The organism is Variovorax sp. RCC_210 (assembly GCF_041355175.1).
In the GTDB taxonomy this organism is placed as follows: domain Bacteria; phylum Pseudomonadota; class Gammaproteobacteria; order Burkholderiales; family Burkholderiaceae_C; genus Variovorax.
Map to the genome: position 1 here is coordinate 15,912 of NZ_JBFUPJ010000009.1, position 17,404 is coordinate 33,315.

The window sequence follows — 17,404 nt, forward strand, 5'->3', positions numbered from 1 at the left end:
GCCATTGAAGGACACGAAGGAAATAACGGAGCGATGAAGAAGATGCAAGACCACGACACTCCCCGGCCCCTGAAAGACTGCGTGGCCATCGTCACCGGCGCCAGCCGCGGCGCGGGGCGCGGCATTGCGCTCGAACTGGGCGCGGCCGGCGCCACCGTGTACGTCACCGGACGCAGCACGCGCACGAAGCCCGCCGGCAGCTACGGGCAGTTGCTGGCGCTGTCGGACATGGCAGCGGTGCCCGGCAGCATCGACGACACCGCCGACGAGGTCACGCGCCACGGCGGTCACGGCATCGCCGTGCAGTGCGACCACACGCGCGAGGAAGAAGTGACGGCGCTCTTCGACCGCGTCGCGCAGGAGGCCGGCCGGCTCGACCTGCTCGTGAACAACGCCTGGGGCGGGCACGAGAGCTTCACCGGCGTGTTCGACGCGCCCTTCTGGGAGCACCCGCTGGCCAACTGGGACGCCATGTTCGACCGCGGCGTGCGCAACCACCTGCTCGCCAGCCGCTGCGCCGCGCCCCTGCTGCTGCGGCAGAAAAAGGGACTGGTCGTGACCACCACCTTCTGGGACCGCGACCGCTACCTGCGCGGCAACCTGTACTACGACCTCGCCAAGGCCGCGATGACGCGCCTGGCCTTCGGCATGGCGCAAGACTTCAGGCCGCATGGCGTGGCGTCGGTGGCCGTGTCGCCCGGCTGGATGCGCACCGAGTTCGTGCTGGCCGGCCACAAGACCGACGAGGCGCACTGGCAGGAGCGCCCGGCGCTGGCGCGCACCGAGTCGCCGCGCTACCTGGGGCGCGCGGTGGCGGCGCTGGCGGGCGACGCGCAGGTGATGGAAAAGACGGGCGAGGTGCTGCGCGTGGCCGACCTGGCGCTGGCGTATGGATTCACGGACGTCGATGGCAGGCGGGTGCCGGCGTTCGAGATGTAGCGCTCCCGGGCTGCGACAGCGCGGCTGGTGGCTGGCCGGGTAGGACAAATTCGCTCGCTACATGGGAAAAGCGCGTACTGGCGGTGCGGCGCGCGCGGGCGCAACATTCGCCCAGCTTCCCGATTTTTTCTCGGTTTCTTCTCGTTCTCGCTTTGCACCCACCCGCCACCCTCCAGGAGGTGATTCGCCATGTCTGCCGCCACCGAATCCTTCGGCCCTGCGTCCGCCAGCCAGCTCGCAAGGTCCAGCCCCGTTCGCTTTCCGGGCGAGAGCGTCGCGTACCGCAAGGCGCGCACCGAACTGCTCGCGGAAGAAATCGACCTGCGGCGCCGCATCGAGCGCGTGGCCGAGATGCGGCGGGCGCTGCCGCCGGGCGGCGAGGTGCCCGAAGACTATGTGTTCCAGGGCGCTGACGGCCCCGTGAAGTTCTCCGAACTCTTCGGCCGCCACCCCACGCTCATCACCTACAACTGGATGTTCGGCCCGCAGCGCGAGCGGCCGTGCCCCATGTGCACGTCGCTGCTGAGCGCCTACGACGGGGAAATGCCCGACATCCTGCAGCGCGTGGCCTTCGCGGTGATCGCCACCTCGCCCATCGAACGCATGACGGCCTTTGCCGCCGAGCGCGGCTGGCACCACCTGCCGCTGTATTCGTCGGCAGGCAACAGCTTCAACGCCGACTACGCCGGGGAAACGCCAGACAGTGGCGACGTGCCGGCGTTCAACGTGTTCCGGCGCGACGGCAAGGTGCTGCGCCACTTCTGGGCCGCCGAGATGGGCCCGGGCACGGCGGACGCGGGCCAGGACCCGCGCGGCGCGCCCGACCCGATGCCGATCTGGAACCTGCTCGACCTGACGCCCGAAGGGCGGGGCAAGGACTGGTATCCCAAGCTGAGCTACTAGGGCAACGCCGGGGCGGGACGGCGGGAAGGCGGGAAGGTGAGGGGGGCGTCCCGGGAAACCAGCCCGCTCAAATATGCAACCGTGTTGCATATGCTCCCTATAATGCAATCCTGTTGCATATATGGAGCCTGCCCCCATGGCCGACCGCCTCCCCGTCACCGTGCTCTCCGGTTTTCTCGGTGCCGGCAAGACCACGCTGCTGAACCACATCCTCCACAACCGCGAGGGGCGCCGCGTGGCGGTCATCGTGAACGACATGAGCGAGGTGAACATCGACGCCGCGCTGGTGCGCGACGGCGGCGCCAAGCTCTCGCGCACCGAGGAAAAGCTGGTCGAGATGAGCAACGGCTGCATCTGCTGCACGCTGCGCGAAGACCTGCTGCTCGAAGTGCGGCGCCTGGCGAAGGAAGGGCGTTTCGACCAGCTGGTGATCGAGTCGACCGGCATCTCCGAGCCGCTGCCGGTGGCCGAGACCTTCACCTTCGCCGGCGAAGACGGCAAGAGCCTGGCCGACGTGGCGCGCCTGGACACCATGGTGACGGTGGTCGACGCCTTCAACTTCCTGCGCGACTACGGCTCGGCCGACAGCCTGGGCCAGCGCGGCCAGTCGCTGGGCGACGAGGACACGCGCACGGTGGTCGACCTGCTGATCGAGCAGATCGAGTTCTGCGACGTGCTGGTGGTGAACAAGACCGACCTCGTCACGCCCGGGGAGCGCGAGCGGCTGATGGCCATCCTGCGCAGCCTGAACCCGCGCGCGCGCATCGAGCTGTCGGCCTTCGGCCGGGTGCCGCTCGACCGCGTGCTCGACACCGGCCTGTTCGATTTCGAGCAGGCCGAGCAGGCGCCGGGCTGGCTGGCCGAGCTGCGCGGCGAGCACGTGCCCGAGAGCGAGGCCTACGGCATTCGCAGCTTCGTGTACCGCTCGCGGCTTCCGTTCCACCCGATGCGTTTCTGGAAGCTGGTGCAAAGCGAGTGGGAAGGCGTGGTGCGCTCCAAGGGTTTCTTCTGGCTCGCGAGCCGCGCCACGCGCGCGGGCACCTGGTCGCAGGCCGGCGGGGCCTGCCGCTACGGGGCGGCCGGCTTCTGGTGGGCCGCGGTGCCGCGCGAGCACTGGCCGACCGACGAAGAGGCGCTGGCGCTGATCCAGAAGAACTGGGATCCGGCCACCGGCGACGCGCGCCAGGAGCTGGTGCTGATCGGCATCGGCATGGACGAAGCCGCGCTGCGCGCGCGGCTCGATGCCTGCCTGCTGACGGAGAACGAAATGCGCTTCGGCGCTTCGTGGTGGCAGAACTTCCAGGACCCGTTCCCGTCCTGGAACGTGTGAGCCAGGGCTAGCGGGCGCACTCTCCGCAGGTGCCGTGCAGGGTGAGCGCGGTGTGGCGGGTGTCGATGCCCTGCTTGCGCAGCGCCTTGCCCAGCCGGCCCATCACCTTCGGAAGCTCGGGGTCCGACGGCAGCGCAAGCACCTTGTGGCACTGGTCGCATTCGAAGGTGTTGCCGGAGGCGGCCTCCACATGGCGCGAGAAGCGGTTGACCCGGTCGGCGCCCACGCGCCGGTCGCACAGGCCGGCCTCGACCAGGCGGTCGAGCACGCGGTACACGGTCACGCGGTCGGGCGCCTCGCCGGTGGAGGTGGTGTAGGCCGCGGCCACGTCTTCGTGCGTGAGCGGCTGGGAGGCGTGCGCCAGCAGTTCGAGCACCGTCTGCGCGGCGCGCGTCACGCGCAGGCCGTTGTCGCGCAGCAGCGCTTCGCTGTCGAACGGGGCGGCGACCAGAGGGGGCTTCGGGTGCGAGGTGGAGGTCTTCATGCGGAACGCCATTGTGTTGCATCCACGGGCCGCATGGGTAGCGCCGCGGCGAATCGCCCGCCTGCCGTGCCAGATAATCGCCCCCTTCGAACAGCGGGGCCCGCGGGCGCCACGAACAGCATGCACACAGCGCGCGACGGCGATGCACTCAGCCACGTGCTGGCCACGTACAGGTCCGAGCGGGCGGTGACGGCGCGCTTCTCGCTGTCGGCGCCCTGGGCGTTGCATTCGAGCGGCGTGGACGGCCCGCTGATTCGAATGTGCACGGGGGCGCCTTACTGGATCGCGGTCGACGGCGGCGAGCCGGTGCAGGTCGCGCCGCACGACATCGCCATGCTGGCGCAGGGCGGGGCGCACACGGTGTCTTCGGCGCCCGGGCTGGCGCCGGTGCCGTTTCGCAGCCTGATCGAGGCGCACTCGGTCGGCCGGCACGGCGACCACCCCATCGTTTTCTCGCACGGCGGCGGCGGTGCCGCGACCACGCTGTTCTCGCTGCACCTGTGGATGCCGGCACAGGGGCTGGGCTCGATCATCGCGAGCCTGCCGCCGCTCATCGTGCTGCGGCGCGCGCAGATTCCCACCACCGCCTCGCTGGCACAGGCGATGGAGTCGCTGGTGAACGAAACCACCGCGCAGCGCCCGGGCTGGCAACTGTCGGCGGCGCGCATGGCCGACCTGCTGCTGGTGCACATCCTGTGCGAGCACCTCTACGCGCAGCCGCAGGCGCCTCTGCAGCCCGGCGCGCACGGGCAAGACGGCATGCCGAGCCCGGCCCTGGGCCAGCTTCGCGGGCTCGACGACGAGGCCATCGCGCGCGCCATGGCGCTGATGCACGAGTGGCCCGCGCACCCGTGGTCGGTCGCCACGCTGGCGCAGGCCAGCTACCTGTCGCGCACCGTCTTCAGCGAGCGCTTTCGCGCGCTGGTGGGCGTCACGCCCATGCACTACCTGGGCTCCTACCGCATGACGGTGGCGGCCGAGAAGCTCAAGAACCGGCAACTGAGCCTGCACCAGGTGGCGGAGGCGGTCGGCTATGCGTCGGAGAAGGCGTTCTCGCGCGCCTTCCAGCGCTGGACGGGGCTCACGCCCAGCGCGTACGCACGGCGGGACGCGGCGGGCTGACACCGGGCACATCACGCCGTTGTTCAAGAGGCGCGCGTTGCGGACGAACGGTGCCCAGATCCGGCGTGCCGGAGGTTGAGGCCGCCGCGCCCGCGCCGAACAATGGGCGCATGGCCATCACCCGCAAAAGAGTCATTCCCCAGGTGCGCGACCCCGCGCTCGAGCTGTCGCTGGCAAAGCCCATCGCCGCCGGCGACAACGCGCAGCGCGCCGCCACCGTGCAGCACACCGACGGCGAGCCGCTGGTCGCCTTCGAGGGCCGCAGCAACCCCTACCTGGAACACCAGCGCAACGACCTGCTGCTGAGCCTGCAGCACATGCGCAGCGAAGGGCACGACGAGATGGTGTTCCTGTGCATCACGCACTGCAAGGAGCTCACCTTCAAGGCCCTGCACTACGAGCTGGCCAACATGCAGGCGCGCGTTCGGGCCGACGACGTGGCCGGCGCCTTGCAGCTGGCGCCGCGGGTGCGCGCGCTGCTGGAGTACCTGGGCAAGACCTGGGACGTGCTCTCGACCATCACGCCGCACGGGTTCAACCAGTTCCGCGACACGCTGGGCATTGCCTCGGGCCAGCAGTCGTACATGTACCGGCATGTGGAGTTCGTGCTGGGCAACAAGTCGGTGGCACTGGCGCGCGCGCATGCCAACAACCCCGACGTGTGGCCGCAGATGGAGCGCGCGCTGAACGCCCCCAGCCTGTACGACGACGTGCTGGCGCTGCTGCACCGGCGCGACATCGCCGTGCCCGCTGAGGCGTTGTCGCGCGACTGGTCGGCGCCCTATGTGCCCAACGCGGGCGTGGAGGCGGCGTGGCTGTGGGTGTACGGCGACCCCACGCCCGAGAACGAGCTGTACCGACTGGGCGAGGCGCTGATGGACATCGCCGACGTGTTCTCGCAGTACCGCTGGCGGCACTTCGTGTCGGTCGAGCGCATCCTGGGCTTCAAGCCGGGCACGGGCGGCTCGGCCGGCGTGGGCTGGCTGCGCAGCGTGGTCGACCACCGCTTCTTTCCGGAGCTGTGGTCGGTGCGCACGCAACTGTGAACGAGCGAGGACACGGGGACACGGCATGAAACAGACATCACATGTGTTGATCGTGGGCGCGGGCATTGCGGGCTGCGCCGCCGCCATCGCCCTGGCCGACCGCGGCCTTCGGGTGACGCTGGTCGAGAAGCAGGCCGAATGGCGCTTCCAGAGCTCGGGCATCTTCATCTACGGCAACGGGCTGGAGGCGCTGCGCAGGGTCGGCGTGCTGCCGGGCATCCTGGCGGCGGGCTTTGCCATCGAGGACGGACGCAACGTGTACCTCGACCACCAGGGCGCGCCCATCGTCGATGTGTTCTATCCGCGCTTCAGCGGCGGCGCGGCGCCCATCGTGGGCATCAAGCGCTCGGAAATGCACCGCGTGCTGGCCGCGCGGCTCGGTGCGCTGGGCGTGGAGATCCGGCTGGCGACCACGGTCGCGGCCATCGATGCGCCGGGCGATGCCGCGCATGCCGACATTCGCTTTTCCGACGGCACGCAGCAGCGCTTCGACCTGGTGGTCGGCGCCGACGGCATCCGCTCGCAGGTGCGCGAGGCCGTCGCCGGCGCCGGCGCGCTGATGCCGCGCTACACCGGCTTCGGCGTGTGGCGCAGCGTGCACGAGCGCCCGCGCGACATGAACGCGAAGGTGATGATGATGGGCGTCGGCAAGCGCCTGGGCATCATGCCGATCGGCGACGACCGGCTGTACCTCTTCGGCACGGTGAGCGAACCCGCCGGCCGCTGGTACCCGAAGGAGAGCTGGCCCGAGCGCATGCGCGAGCGCTTCGCTGAATTCGCCGGCCCGGCGCGGACCTTTCTGGCGCAGCTGGGCGCGCACTCCGAAGTGCTCTACACGGCTGTCGAGGAGGTGCAGGCGCCGCTGCCCTGGCATGCGGGGCGGGTGCTGCTGATCGGCGACGCGGCGCATGCGTCGACCCCGTTCATGGGGCAGGGCGGCGCGATGGCGGTGGAAGACGCGGTGGTGCTGGCCGACATGTTGGCCGCGCACGGCATTTCGCAGGCTGTGCTGCGCGCCTTCGGCGAGCGCCGCTTTCCGGTGTGCCGCTTCGTGCAGGACGCCTCGCGCAAGGTGGGCGAGACCGGCGCGGTGGAAGACGCGGCGAGCTGCGCGCGGCGCAACGCGGCCATGCGTGACGGTGCGCAGCGGCAGGTGGATGCGTTCTACGGGGAACTGCGGGCACTGCAGACGCTGTAGGCGCTGTAGGCGCTTTAGGCGCCACAGACGCTGTGGCGGTTGCGCCATATGCCCGAATGCACCTAAGCATCTGACGAATGGGTCGTTCGCTTGCGGGCCAAGGCGCGACAGAATCGCGCGCTTTGTCTTCTGCAACCGAAAGTTCTCCATGCGCGTGCGTTCCCCCCTGAAGCTGCTCAAACCGGTCCTGGCGCTGTGGGCCGGCGTGTCGCTCGCCCTGGGGGCGCAAGCGCAAGCGCAGACACCGTCAGCGCCGGCCTTTCCCTCGAAGGCGGTGCACATCACGGTGGCGAACACGCCCGGCAGCTCGCCCGACGTGCTCGCGCGCCTGCTCGGCCAGCGCCTGTCGGAGCAATGGAAGCAGCCGGTGGTGGTCGACAACCGCGCCGGCGCGGCGGGCATCCTGGCGGCCGATGGACTGGCCAAGGCGCAACCCGACGGCTATTCGCTGCTGGTGGGTGCCGACGGGCCCATCACCATCCTGCCCAACATCCAGGCCGGCCTGCCGTACGACGCGCGGCGCGACCTGGTGCCGGTAGTGTCGCTGGGGCAAATCGATTTCGTGCTGGTGGCCAACCCCAAGACCGGCTTCCGCACCGTGGCCGACTTCGTGCGCGCGGCCAAGGCGCACCCGGGGCGTATCAACTACGCCTCGGCCGGCAACGGCAGCCCGCAGCAGCTGAGCATGGAACTGCTCAAGCAGAAGGCGGGCATCTACGTGACCCACATTCCCTACCGCGGCGGCCCGCTGGGCATGCAGGACGTGATCGGCGGGCAGGTCGACGTGATGTTCATCGCCGTGGGCCCGGCGCTGCCGCACATCCGCAGCGGCCGGCTGGTGGCGCTCGGCGCCAGCGGCGAGAAGCGCCACGCGCTGCTGCCCGAGGTGCCCACCGTGGCCGAGAGCTACAAGGGCTACCGCTCGGGCACGTGGTTCGGGCTGTTCGCGCCGGCGCGCACGCCGCAGCCGGTGATCGACGCGATTGCCGCGGACGCCGGGCGCATCGTGCAGACCCCGGGCCTGCGCAGCGAACTCGCGGCGCAGGGCATCGAGGCGACGGGCTATCCGCAGCGCCAGTTCCAGACGCTGGTGTCGGCGGAGTACGAGCGCTATGCGCAGATCGTGAAGGCGGTGGGCATCAAGGCCGAGTGACGTTGGCGGGTTGAGATTGGCGGGCTGATCGGCTGCGCAGCATTCCGGCGCCATCCGGCCTCACTTCAGCGCCACTTCAAAGTCACTTCAGAGATTTGGCCACCGCCTTGGCAAAGGCCTCCACATCGTCCTCGCGGCACACCTCGGCGGCCAGCGGCGCGTGGCCTTGCGCCACGGCGGCCAGCGCGATCGCCTTCTTCGGGCACAGGCCCAGGCAGCTGCACTGCACCACGCGCAGTCGCACCGGCATGTGCGAGAGGCCATGCTTGAGTTCCTTGCGGACCTGGCGGGCGTTGAGTTTCGAGGGGCCGTCCTTGCGTTCTTCGCACTCGCCGCACACGAGCGCGACGCCGGCCAGCTTGGTCTCGACCATGGGTGGGGAATGGCTCACGCGGGTTCCTTGGTGTGTTTTTAAGGGTGCTTCGGGCCATGTTGGGTGGCGCGCGGCGATGCGCAAGTCAGCCAACCGGCCGTTTCCATGCCCCTTGCGCGCTCTGCTCCGGTGCGCGCGGGTGGGCTCCGCCGGCTCTGGCAGGCACTGGATGCGCTAAGGTCCGGCCATCCATCTTTCCGGTTTTTCTGATTACCTTCGTCCGACCATGTCCGCTGCCCGTCCCCCCATCGAGATCGAAACCGCCCCCAACCCCACCGCCACGGTGATCGTCATGCACGGCCTGGGCGCCGACGGCAACGACTTCGTGTCCATCGCCAACGAGCTCGATCTCTCCTCCGTGGGCGCCGTGCGCTTCGTGTTCCCGAATGCGCCGGTCATTCCCGTGACCATCAACGGCGGCTACCAGATGCCCGCCTGGTACGACATTGCCGTGGCCGACCTGGCCGCGCAGGAAGACGAGGCCGGCCTGCGCCGCTCGCAGGCGGCCATCGAGGCGCTCATCGCCAACGAGAAGGCCCGCGGCATCGCGGCCGAACGCATCGTGGTGGCGGGCTTTTCGCAAGGCTGCGCCATGTCGCTCATGACCGGGCTGCGCCACACCGAGCGGCTGGCCGGCATCGTGGGCCTCTCGGGCTACCTGCCGATTGCCGCCACCACCGCCGCCGAGCGCCACGCCGCCAACCACGACACGCCCGTGTTCCTCGCCCATGGCCGGCAAGACCCGGTGGTGCCCATCGCCGCCGCGCTGCGCTCGCGCGACTCCTTGACCGCGCTGGGCTACACCGTCGAATGGCATGAATACACGATGGCGCATTCGGTGTGCATGGAAGAAATTGCCGACCTGAACCGCTTCCTGCTGCGGGTGCTGGGCTGACCGCATTGCAGGCCGCCACCTGAAAGGAGACCGACCCATGATCCTCGTCATCGGACACGCCCTGGCCAAGCCCGACACGCTGCAGGCCATGCTGGCCATCAGCACCGAGCATGTGCTGCGCTCGCGCGCCGAGCCCGGCTGCATCTCGCATGAGGTGACCACCGACGCGCTGCAGCCGCTGCGCCTGACCTTCGTGGAGCGCTGGAGCGACATGGCCGCGCTGCAGGTGCACTTTCGGGTGGACGCGTCGCGCGCCTTCGGCAAGGCGCTGGCCGCCATGGCCGACGGCGTGCCGGAGATCCACGTCTACCAGTCGGACGAGATCGACCTGTCGGCAGGCCGCGCGAAGGCCTGAAGGGCTGGATTTTCGCGAGCCATTCTGGGCATGGGCAGGCGTTGTCTGGGTGCATGCAGCTATCAAAAAGGTAGCGCATCGAAGGGCGTAAAAGGCCGGGATTCCCTGCGCAAGCAACGCCCGCGCGCCCGTGCTACCTTCCAGCCCCTCAAGAAGATTGATGAGTCATAACAATATGAGCAACAGATTGCTGGAGAGGTTGGGTGCACTTTCAGCCGCACGACTGAAAGGCATGCGACGTGGCATCGAGAAGGAAAGCCTGCGCGCGCTGCCGGACGGCAAGCTCGCGCTCACGCCGCACCCCGCGGCCCTGGGCTCGGCGCTCACGCACCCGCACATCACCACCGACTTCAGCGAATCGCAGCTCGAACTCATCACGGGCGTCCATGGCGACGTCGAATCGGCCCTGGACGAGCTCACCCGGGTGCACCAGTTCACCTACCGCGTGCTCGACACGCTGGGCGACGAGCGCCTGTGGGCGTCTAGCATGCCCTGTGGGTTGCCTACGGACGAGACCATTCCCATCGGCCGCTACGGCTCGTCGAACGTGGGCCGCGCCAAGAGCGTGTACCGCATGGGCCTGAGCCACCGCTACGGCCGGCGCATGCAGACCATCTCGGGCATTCACTACAACTGGTCGTTGCCGGATGTGTCGAGCGAGCAGTACTTCGCGCTGATCCGCAACTTCCGCCGCCACGCCTTCCTGCTGCTGTACCTGTTCGGCGCCTCGCCGGCGCTGTGCTCCAGCTTCGTGGCGGGCCGCCCGCACGAGCTGCAGCCGCTGGGCGACGGCAGCATGTTCATGCCGCACGGCACCTCGCTGCGCATGGGCCGCCTGGGCTACCAGAGCGACGCGCAGGCCTCGCTGGCCGTGAGCTACAACAGCCTGGACGGCTACGGCGCCTCGCTGCAGGACGCGCTCACGCGCCCGTGGCCGGCCTACGAGGCCATCGGCATCCGCAACCTGGGCGGCGACTACAACCAGCTGGGCACCAGCCTGCTGCAGATCGAGAACGAGTTCTACGGCACCATCCGCCCCAAGCGCGTGATCCACCCCGGCGAGCGCCCGCTGCATGCGCTGCGCGAACGCGGCGTGGAGTACGTCGAGGTGCGCCTGATGGACCTTGACCCCTTCGAGACGGTGGGCATCAACGCGCAGACCATGCGCTTCATCGACGTGTTCCTGCTGCACTGCCTGCTGAGCGACAGCGCCGACGACACGCCGCAGGAAATCGCCGAGCTCGCGCACAACCAGCACCTGACGGCCGCGCGCGGCCGCGAACCCGGCCTGCAGCTGCAGCGCGAGGGGCGCGAGGTGTCGCTGGCGGACTGGGGCACGGAGCTGGCCGAGCAGTGCCTGCCCATCGCCGAGGCGCTGGACATTGCACATGGTCAGGAAAACGGCAGCGGCACCCAGCACGCCGACGCGGTGCACGCTGCCCTGGCCGCGCTGCGCAACCCCGACAGCCTGCCCTCGGCGCGCGTGCTCGCGGCCATCGAGCAGGAGCACGGCAACTCCTTCATCGGCTTCGTGCGTGCCCAGTCGGAGCAAACGCGCGCGCAGCTGCTCGGGCTGCCGTTCCCGCCCGCACTGCAGGCCGGCTTCGAGCAGATGACGGCCGACTCCATCCAGGAGCAGAAGCGCATCGAGGCGGCAGACACCATGCCCTTCGAGATCTACCGCGAGCAGTACGTGTCGCCCGCGCGCCTGGGCATCGCGCGTGGTCGCATGGCCATGGCGGCCTGACACTCGTCGGCTTAAGACTTTCGCCCTGCTCCCGTTCCCATGACGACAGGGGCGGGGGCCGATGGCCTACAGGCATTGGCCCGCATCGCCCACCGCAGGTACGCGGTGCAGGGCGACCATGCAGTCATGACATTCAAGGCCTACCTCGTCGAAGACAGTCCGGTCATCCGGGAAAACCTGGTGGGTTTCCTGGAGGACGTGGCCGACGCGCACGTCGTGGCCTCCGCCAGCACCGAGGACGAAGCCGTCACCTGGCTGCGCCTGCACCGCGACGACTGGGACCTGACCATCGTCGACCTGTTTCTCAAGCGCGGCAACGGGCTGGGCGTGATCCACGCCTGCCGCAACCGCGCGCCACACCAGAAGGTGATCGTGCTGAGCAACTACGCCACGGCCGACATGCGGGAGCGCTCGCAGCAGCTGGGCGCCGACGCCTTCTTCGACAAGTCGGCCGAGCTCGACCAGCTGGTGGCGTACTGCGAGCAGGTGAGTTCGTCGCGGCACTGAAGCGCTGAACGGGCCACAGCAGGGCCTACCGCGGCCGCTGACACCCACGAGACTGTCCCCCGCGCGGGAGACTGCGCGCCCCCGCCTTTCTGGGTTAAAAAGCCACGCTGCCGCCCCCCGGGCGGCGCTGAACACCGGCAACCCCAACGGCAACTCCCTAGGAAAGCGACAGAGAGACATGAGCAGCAGCAACAGCATCGACTTCAGCGGCCGCGTGGCCATCGTGACCGGCGCGGGCGGCGGCCTGGGCCGCCAGCACGCGCTGGCCCTGGCGGCACGCGGCGCCAAGGTGGTGGTCAACGACCTGGGCGGCGCGCGCGACGGCTCCGGCGGCTCGGTGAGCGCGGCGCAGGCGGTGGTCGACGAAATCAAGGCCGCGGGCGGCGAAGCCATTGCCAACGGCGCCTCGGTGACCGACTTCGAGGCCGTGCAGGCCATGGTCAAGCAGGCGGTCGACGCCTGGGGCCGCGTGGACATCCTCGTCAACAACGCCGGCATCCTGCGCGACAAGAGCTTCGCCAAGATGGAGCTGGACGACTTCAAGCTGGTGGTCGACGTGCACCTGATGGGCGCCGTGAACTGCACCAAGGCCGTCTGGGCGCTCATGAACGAGCAGAAATACGGCCGCATCGTGATGACCACGTCGTCCTCGGGCCTGTACGGCAACTTCGGCCAGAGCAACTACGGCGCGGCCAAGCTCGCGCTGGTGGGCCTGATGCAGACGCTGAGCCTGGAAGGCGCCAAGAACGACATTCGCGTGAACTGCCTGGCGCCCACCGCCGCCACCCGCATGACCGAAGGCCTGATGCCGCAGGAAGTGCTCGATGCGCTGAAGCCCGAGGCCGTGGTGCCCGCCATGCTGGTGCTGGCCGCGCAGGACGCGCCCAACCGCACCATCCTGTGCGCGGGCGCAGGCACCTTCGAGGCCGCCCACATCACGATGACGCAGGGCGCCTGGCTGGGCATTGCCCCCGACACGCCGGAGCAACTGGCCGCGCGGCTGTCCGAGGTGACCTCGCGCGACGGCGAGGTGGTGCCGCAAAGCGGTGCCGCGCAGGGCACCAACGAGGTCGGCAAGGCGATGGCGAACGCCAAGCGGGGCTGACAACCCCAGGGGCAGGGCGGGGCTAGGCCCTTGCCGTGCCTCCGCCGGGCTGCCGGGCTTATTCCGCGATGAAGCTCGGGTCGGTGCGGATCGAGCCGCGGTCGCGATGGTTGTGAAGGCGCCCCAGCGTGCTGTCGAGCAGGCGCTTGAGCTTGTCGGCCGCGCCGCGGAAGGCCTCGTCGATGCTGGCCGCGTGCTGCGTCACCGCCAGCGGCTGGTGGTGCGCCAGGCGCGCCTCCATCACGCAGCACTTGTCGGCGCCGCCGGTCTTGTCGTGGTTCTCGTCGCTCAAGTGCACTTCGACGCGCGTGACGTCCTCGGCGAAACGGCTCAGGTGCTGCTTGATCTCCGTGTCGGCCCAGCGTTCCAGCGTGTCCTTGTTGTCGATACCGTTGCTCGTGTTGACCTGAATCTGCATGCAATGTCCCTGCTGGATGGATGAACGAAAGCCCACTGTGCGCCCTGAAGCGCGGGTGCGCGCGTAGGTCTATTCCCTACCCACGCGCCGGGCAGGGTCCGCAATGCGGCGATTGGCCGGGCCTGCGTCGCCCTGTTCGGCGTGGGGACTTCAGCTCTGGATGTACGTGGTCAGCTGCTCGATGGTCGCCTCGTGGTCCGAGATGATGTCGTCCATCAAGTCCTGGATGGAGATCATGCCGACCACCTTGTCGCCGTCGACCACCGGCAGGTGGCGGAACTTGCGCTGGCTCATCAGCGTCATGCAGGCGCGCGTGCGGGTCTGCGGGGTGACCGTCATGACGTCGGGCGTCATGATCTCGCGCACCTTCACTTCCTTCGAGTTCTTGCCCTGCAGCGCCACCTTGCGGGTGTAGTCGCGCTCGGACAGGAAGCCCACCAGCTTCTCGCCGTCCATCACCATCAGCGCGCCGACCTCGAAGCGCGCCAGCGTGGACAGCGCGTCGAACACGCTGGTGTCCGGGGAGGTGCGCCATGCTGCGGAGTCATGGCGTTTGAGCAGTTCGGAGACGGGTTTCATCGTGTGTAACTCCATGAAGGGTTTTCGATTCGACCGACGCTCGGGCGCCGCACTTGTTTCAAATGATAGGGGCGTTACCGCGCGCAATGGCGCCCCGCGATGCAAAACCGTCTAGGGGATTGCGCGTGTGTGCAACACGCTGTCAATGAGCGAGAACCAAGGGCTGCACGTGCCGGGGCGCGGCTTTCGGTGCGCGGCGAGAATGCGCCCTTGCAGCTATCGAAAACGTAGCGGAGGCCTCGTTCAGGCTTGCGTTCAGGTTCCGGGGCCACAATGCGCACCCGGCCCTGCGAGGCCCTCCCCATTCCAGACAGCGACAGCGCGAAAAAAGAAAGAACCCCACCGATGGCGATCCAGTGGTTCCCCGGTCACATGTATTCGACCCAGAAGGCCATCATCGAGCGGGTGAAGGACATCGACGTGGTCATCGAGCTGCTCGACGCGCGCCTGCCCGGCTCCAGCGCCAACCCGATGCTGGCCGAGCTCACGGCCGGCCGCCCGAGCGTGAAGGTGCTCAACAAGCAGGACCTGGCGGACCCCGCGCAGACCGCGCGCTGGCTCGCGCACTACAACGCGCTGCCTGCCGCCCGCGCCATCGGCCTGGACGCGAGCCAGACCACGCCCGCCCAGCAGCTGGTCAAGGCCTGCCACGAGCTCTCGCCCAACCGCGGCGGCATGGCCAAGCCGATGCGCGTGCTGATCTGCGGCATTCCGAACGTGGGCAAGTCGACCCTCATCAACACGCTCACCGGCGGGCGCAAGGCCAAGACGGGCGACGAGGCCGGCATTACCAAGCTGGAGCAGCGCATCGTGCTGGCCGACGACTTCTACCTGTGGGACACGCCCGGCATGCTGTGGCCGCGCATCATCGTGCCCAAGAGCGGCTACAACCTGGCCGCCAGCGGCGCGGTGGGGCGCAACGCCTTCGACGAGGAAGAGGTGGCGCTCGAGCTGCTCGACTACCTGAAGGTGCATTACGCCGCCGGCGTGGCCACGCGCTTCAAGCTGGTCGAGCTCGACACCGAGACCATGGCCGGCATGAAGGACGAGGACCTGCTCGACACCATCGGCCGCAAGCGCGGCGCGCTGCTGGGCAAGGGCAAGGTCAACCTGCAGAAGACGGCGGAAATCGTGATGCACGAGTTTCGCGCCGGCAACCTCGGGCGCATCACGCTCGAGACGCCCGAGGAGTTCGCGCAGTGGCTGGCCGCGGGCCAGCGCGCCGACGCCGAGCGCGCCGCCAAGAAGGCCGCGCGCAGCAAGAAGGGCAAGGCCAAGCCTGCGTCGGACAGCATGCCGGGTGCCGTACCGGAAGACGCCCCCGCCGATGACCCGCAGGACTGAGCCGCACTGCCCTGCCCGTGGCCGATCAGTCCAGCGCGAACAGCGCCCCGGCCGCCTCGTTCAATGCCGCCGTGCGCCGCGAATCCGGATGCGGCCCCGCCGCCGACAGCGCGCGCTGGTACATCGCGATGCGCGTCGCCGACACCGGCCGGCAGAGCGGCCGACCCACCGTCTGCGACAGCCCGCGCTCGGGCACCACGTAGCGCCCCGGGCTCAGCCGCGCGAAGCGGATGTACGCCTGCAGCGCGTAGAGCATGTCGGCGTGCAGCGCGTCCATGCGCTGCTCGGCGTCCTTGCCGATCTGCGCCAGGCCCTTGGCGTCCTTGGCCACCGGCAGCCCGAGGATGTCGGCCATGTCGATCTCGTAGTGCGTGAAGTCGCCGTAGGGGCGCTTGCAATCGATCATGAAGGTGCGCCAGTTCGCGTGCTGCAGCAGCCGGATGTGCTCCGCGGACACGTCGAAGGCATCGCGCTTTCCCAGCGGCGGCACGAAGCCGTAGTGCCCCGGCGCGAAGCTCGCGTGCAGGAAGAAGGCCGAGGTCACTTTCACGAAGCGGTCGAACAGCGGCGACACGCGCGGGTTGCCGCCGTCCAGCGCCTCGCCGAACTGCTCCAGCGACAGCTCGGGCGGCACGATGGCGGGCGCGCCCGATTCGCAGGCGATCCACTCGGCCTTGCTGCGGCGGAACCAGTCGATGTCGTCCTGCGTGATGGCGACGCTGCCAGGGGCCTCGGCGCCGGGTGCGGTGGGGGCCAGGGGTGCGACAGGTGCGGAAGATGCGCCAGGTGCGCTGGACGCGCCTTGCCGCCCGCAGCCCGAAGCGGCAAGCAGGGCGGAGGCGGCGCAGGCGGCCGAGAAGGCCAGCGCGCTCCGCCGATGGATCCATCTCACGTTTTCGTCTCCCATGGAAATTCGGACACAGCGTTCGGCTCCCGAGGATGCCACGCCGGCCTGACCTGCGCCTGAGGACGGCCACGGCGCCGGGCGCAAGGTTGTTCGCGCCGCAGGCCGAAGCGCTTCGGCGCGGCCCACTATCATCGAAAAATGCAACGTCTCACGCGCCAACGCAACGCCGTTTTCTCCGCCTTCAGCGACGCCGGTCGCGTGCTTACCGCCCCTGAAATCCTCGCGCATGCGCGCGAGATCGTGCCCGAGATCAGCCTGTCGACCGTGTACCGCCAGGTGTCGCTGCTGCTGGCGGACGGCGAGATCGCCAAGGTCGAGCTGCCGGGCGAACCGGCGCGCTACGAGGTCGCCTGCAAGCCCGGCGCGCACGCGAAGGACCACGGGCACCCGGAGCAAGACGGGCACGGGCACGGGCACGACGGGCACGATGCGAATGGCGCCGACCACCACCATCACTACTTCCATTGCTCGAACTGCGGGCAGGTCTTTCTGCTGCACGCCTGCCCCGGCCCCATGGACGACCTGGCGCCCAAGGGCTTCCAGGTGACGAGCCACGAGGTGACGCTGCACGGGCTGTGCGCGTCGTGCGCGCCGGGTGCGCAAAAAGCGCAAAAGACACAGAAGGCGCGCGCGAAGGCGCACTGACGAAAAGAAGCACCGACGCACTCGCACGGCAGCAAGCCGTCGATCAGCATCGAATCGTTATTGAGAACGTATTCTCAATAACGTATAGTCGCGGGTTCCCAAACCCATGGCCAGCGACGGCCCGAGTACGACCATGCAAGTCCTTTCCTCGCTCAAGGAAGCCAAGAAGCGCCATCGCGATTGCCAGGTGGTGACGCGGCGCGGGCGCACCTACGTCATCTGCAAGTCCAACCCGCGCTTCAAGGCGCGGCAGGGCGGCGCGAAGAACAAGAACAAGCGCTGAGCACGGCGCAGCCCCCAGGCGCCGACTGAAGAGCGCCGACCGGCGCGCCCCCGCGCGAAGCGCCGGTCCCC

The 17,404-nt window shown here is 69.1% G+C and carries 20 protein-coding genes; 15 read left to right on the forward strand and 5 right to left on the reverse strand.

Annotated features, from left to right (window positions below):
* The first annotated feature begins 33 nt into the window (after positions 1-33).
* The 3 genes from AB6807_RS23210 (at position 34) to zigA (ending at position 3,172) form a co-directional block, all read left to right on the forward strand.
* The gene (locus AB6807_RS23210) at positions 34-939 is read left to right on the forward strand and encodes an SDR family oxidoreductase (RefSeq protein ID WP_371086403.1); all 906 of its coding nucleotides are present in this window, start codon (positions 34-36) and stop codon (positions 937-939) included.
* Between the two features lie 189 nt (positions 940-1,128).
* A complete protein-coding gene (locus tag AB6807_RS23215) occupies positions 1,129-1,842 on the forward strand; it encodes a DUF899 family protein (RefSeq protein ID WP_116912866.1) in 714 nt (237 codons plus the stop codon).
* Positions 1,843-1,978: 136 nt separating this feature from the next.
* Positions 1,979-3,172 carry a zinc metallochaperone GTPase ZigA gene (zigA, locus tag AB6807_RS23220; RefSeq protein WP_371086404.1) on the forward strand — a complete coding sequence of 398 codons (1,194 nt, stop codon included), beginning with the start codon at positions 1,979-1,981 and terminating at the stop codon, positions 3,170-3,172.
* 7 nt (positions 3,173-3,179) lie between these two features.
* Here the strand turns inward: zigA and AB6807_RS23225 are convergent, their stop codons facing one another.
* Positions 3,180-3,656 carry a Fur family transcriptional regulator gene (locus tag AB6807_RS23225; RefSeq protein WP_116912920.1) on the reverse strand — a complete coding sequence of 159 codons (477 nt, stop codon included), beginning with the start codon at positions 3,654-3,656 and terminating at the stop codon, positions 3,180-3,182.
* A 120-nt stretch (positions 3,657-3,776) separates the two neighbouring features.
* On the opposite strand from AB6807_RS23225, the gene AB6807_RS23230 reads away from it, so the two are divergent.
* From AB6807_RS23230 to AB6807_RS23245, 4 genes are all read left to right on the forward strand, one after another.
* Positions 3,777-4,778, forward strand: a complete 1,002-nt coding sequence (locus AB6807_RS23230) for an AraC family transcriptional regulator (protein ID WP_371086405.1) — start codon at positions 3,777-3,779, stop codon at positions 4,776-4,778.
* A 110-nt stretch (positions 4,779-4,888) separates the two neighbouring features.
* On the forward strand, positions 4,889-5,824 hold the full coding sequence (locus AB6807_RS23235) for a tryptophan 2,3-dioxygenase (RefSeq protein ID WP_371086406.1): 936 nt from the start codon (positions 4,889-4,891) through the stop codon (positions 5,822-5,824).
* 25 nt (positions 5,825-5,849) lie between these two features.
* Entirely contained in the window at positions 5,850-7,022 is a 1,173-nt protein-coding gene (locus AB6807_RS23240; protein WP_371086407.1) for an FAD-dependent oxidoreductase, read from the forward strand.
* A 148-nt stretch (positions 7,023-7,170) separates the two neighbouring features.
* Positions 7,171-8,175 (forward strand): Bug family tripartite tricarboxylate transporter substrate binding protein, encoded by a 1,005-nt coding sequence (locus AB6807_RS23245; RefSeq protein ID WP_371086408.1) that lies wholly within the window; start codon positions 7,171-7,173, stop codon positions 8,173-8,175.
* Positions 8,176-8,257: 82 nt separating this feature from the next.
* Here the strand turns inward: AB6807_RS23245 and AB6807_RS23250 are convergent, their stop codons facing one another.
* Positions 8,258-8,566 carry a hypothetical protein gene (locus AB6807_RS23250; RefSeq protein ID WP_371086409.1) on the reverse strand — a complete coding sequence of 103 codons (309 nt, stop codon included), beginning with the start codon at positions 8,564-8,566 and terminating at the stop codon, positions 8,258-8,260.
* A gap of 208 nt (positions 8,567-8,774) precedes the next feature.
* On the opposite strand from AB6807_RS23250, the gene AB6807_RS23255 reads away from it, so the two are divergent.
* The 5 genes from AB6807_RS23255 to AB6807_RS23275 all read left to right on the forward strand — a co-directional run bounded on the left by AB6807_RS23255 (position 8,775) and on the right by AB6807_RS23275 (position 13,157).
* Complete coding sequence (locus AB6807_RS23255) at positions 8,775-9,443, forward strand: alpha/beta hydrolase (protein WP_371086410.1); 669 nt, start codon at positions 8,775-8,777, stop codon at positions 9,441-9,443.
* 37 nt (positions 9,444-9,480) lie between these two features.
* Complete coding sequence (locus tag AB6807_RS23260) at positions 9,481-9,798, forward strand: putative quinol monooxygenase (RefSeq protein ID WP_116912873.1); 318 nt, start codon at positions 9,481-9,483, stop codon at positions 9,796-9,798.
* Between the two features lie 175 nt (positions 9,799-9,973).
* Positions 9,974-11,545: a glutamate--cysteine ligase gene (gene gshA, locus AB6807_RS23265; protein WP_116912874.1), complete on the forward strand. Its 1,572-nt coding sequence runs from the start codon at positions 9,974-9,976 to the stop codon at positions 11,543-11,545.
* 126 nt (positions 11,546-11,671) lie between these two features.
* Positions 11,672-12,052, forward strand: coding sequence for a response regulator transcription factor (locus AB6807_RS23270; protein WP_371086411.1), 381 nt, complete (start codon positions 11,672-11,674; stop codon positions 12,050-12,052).
* Between the two features lie 178 nt (positions 12,053-12,230).
* On the forward strand, positions 12,231-13,157 hold the full coding sequence (locus AB6807_RS23275) for an SDR family NAD(P)-dependent oxidoreductase (protein ID WP_286518378.1): 927 nt from the start codon (positions 12,231-12,233) through the stop codon (positions 13,155-13,157).
* A 58-nt stretch (positions 13,158-13,215) separates the two neighbouring features.
* Here the strand turns inward: AB6807_RS23275 and AB6807_RS23280 are convergent, their stop codons facing one another.
* Positions 13,216-13,575, reverse strand: a complete 360-nt coding sequence (locus tag AB6807_RS23280; RefSeq protein ID WP_116912876.1) for an HPF/RaiA family ribosome-associated protein — start codon at positions 13,573-13,575, stop codon at positions 13,216-13,218.
* A gap of 150 nt (positions 13,576-13,725) precedes the next feature.
* Entirely contained in the window at positions 13,726-14,154 is a 429-nt protein-coding gene (locus AB6807_RS23285) for a CBS domain-containing protein (protein ID WP_130422069.1), read from the reverse strand.
* A 345-nt stretch (positions 14,155-14,499) separates the two neighbouring features.
* Here AB6807_RS23285 and ylqF point away from each other — a divergent pair, with 345 nt between their 5' ends.
* Positions 14,500-15,498 carry a ribosome biogenesis GTPase YlqF gene (gene ylqF / locus AB6807_RS23290; RefSeq protein ID WP_371086412.1) on the forward strand — a complete coding sequence of 333 codons (999 nt, stop codon included), beginning with the start codon at positions 14,500-14,502 and terminating at the stop codon, positions 15,496-15,498.
* Positions 15,499-15,523: 25 nt separating this feature from the next.
* On the opposite strand, the gene AB6807_RS23295 is transcribed toward ylqF, so the two are convergent.
* The gene (locus AB6807_RS23295) at positions 15,524-16,390 is read right to left on the reverse strand and encodes a hypothetical protein (RefSeq protein ID WP_132748999.1); all 867 of its coding nucleotides are present in this window, start codon (positions 16,388-16,390) and stop codon (positions 15,524-15,526) included.
* A gap of 153 nt (positions 16,391-16,543) precedes the next feature.
* On the opposite strand from AB6807_RS23295, the gene AB6807_RS23300 reads away from it, so the two are divergent.
* Together AB6807_RS23300 and ykgO are read left to right on the forward strand one after the other, a co-directional pair.
* On the forward strand, positions 16,544-17,050 hold the full coding sequence (locus AB6807_RS23300; RefSeq protein ID WP_371086413.1) for a Fur family transcriptional regulator: 507 nt from the start codon (positions 16,544-16,546) through the stop codon (positions 17,048-17,050).
* Between the two features lie 133 nt (positions 17,051-17,183).
* Complete coding sequence (gene ykgO / locus AB6807_RS23305; protein WP_013542562.1) at positions 17,184-17,333, forward strand: type B 50S ribosomal protein L36; 150 nt, start codon at positions 17,184-17,186, stop codon at positions 17,331-17,333.
* The last annotated feature ends 71 nt before the right edge of the window (positions 17,334-17,404 follow it).